Annotated in this window: 1 protein-coding gene; it reads right to left on the bottom strand. The window is 61.8% G+C overall.

The genetic code is table 11. From position 1 onward, the window contains the following. Positions 1-166: 166 nt before the first annotated feature. Positions 167-1030 carry a GntR family transcriptional regulator gene (locus ACIRS4_RS37860; RefSeq protein WP_404204761.1) on the bottom strand — a complete coding sequence of 288 codons (864 nt, stop codon included), beginning with the start codon at positions 1028-1030 and terminating at the stop codon, positions 167-169. Positions 1031-1197: the final 167 nt, after the last annotated feature.

The following is a 1197-nucleotide window of genomic DNA, read 5'->3' as shown; positions in this document are numbered from 1 at the left end:
CGCCGGACCGCGTGGGCCACGGACCGGACGAAGGTCTCGATGGGTAGACCACGTCCGGCCCGCGTCCACTGGTCACTGCCGCGCGCCGCCAGCCAGCTGGTGCGCTGCAACCGGAACCGGGTGATGGTCCCCAGATCCGCGACGCGGGCCCGACGCAGGTGCGGTTTCATGGCGAACCGGGTAGCAGGGAATTACCGAAGGAATGAGAATTACCGGTCGGAAATGGCGCGCCCAGAGTTTTACGAATAATGTCCGTTCCTTCGTCATCGCCCAATTCGTATGCCAATCGGTTGCGGGCCGCAGTGGAACGATGACGGGTCACTCGAGTGACGCGATCATGATTGGCCCCGATGCGTAAATGATCGAGAAGAATGGTGCCTGGACCGACGCCCAATAAGGCCGCTTCCTCGGCCGTGGCGGGACGGGAAACGACCGTGTCGCGGTGCGCCGTCTCGGCGTAACCGCGGTCGGCGAGGCGCCGCGTCGTCCCCTCGGGGATATCGTGCGGCGCGTCGATTCCGGTGGCCTCGGCCAGATCTCGCGGATAGAAGCTGACCTCCCATGACCACGGTTCGTTGTCCAGATACTGCATGATAGTTCGCGAAACGACCCATTCGTCGCGCGCCACGCCCAGCCAGTGCGCCACCTCCTGACTGGCCGGTTCCATTCTCGCGCTGAACTGTTTGGACGGCTCGCGACCGGCCGCGCGCGCGATCTCCGAGAAGATGTCGTGGGCCGCACGCGGCCGATCAGGTCGGATGTGGTTGGTCACAACGGATTCCAGGACCTCCTGGCTGCGCACGATGGTGCCCCGGGAAGTCGCTGTATAGATCAAATTCTCGGCAACCAGGAGTTGAATCGCATTGCGAGCCGTCGTAATCGAGACCTGCATCTGATCGGCCAACTCATTGTGACTCGGTAGTCGATCGCCCGGTTCCCACTTGCCGGCGCGGATCTCCTCGCGGAGGAGGTCTGCGATCCGTTGGTATCTCGGACCGTCCGCCATCTCGCTCCTCGGTTGTTGCTTCAAGGGTTGGAAGTCTACTCCGGTAGTTCTACTGCCGTGTAAGGCTTGACAGGAGCATTCTGAGGTTTATTGTAATGAACGTCCTGAATGCGGTGTTGTTATACGTCGAACGCGAGGCAACGTGGCAGGTTCGGAGACATCAAACACGGTCGTTGTGGCATTGCCCGACG

The sequence above is a fragment of the Streptomyces sp. NPDC101166 genome, from assembly GCF_044768125.1.
GTDB lineage: Bacteria > Actinomycetota > Actinomycetes > Streptomycetales > Streptomycetaceae > Streptomyces.
Note: the sequence above shows the minus strand (reverse complement) of the source record. Positions and strands in the feature narration are given on the sequence as shown.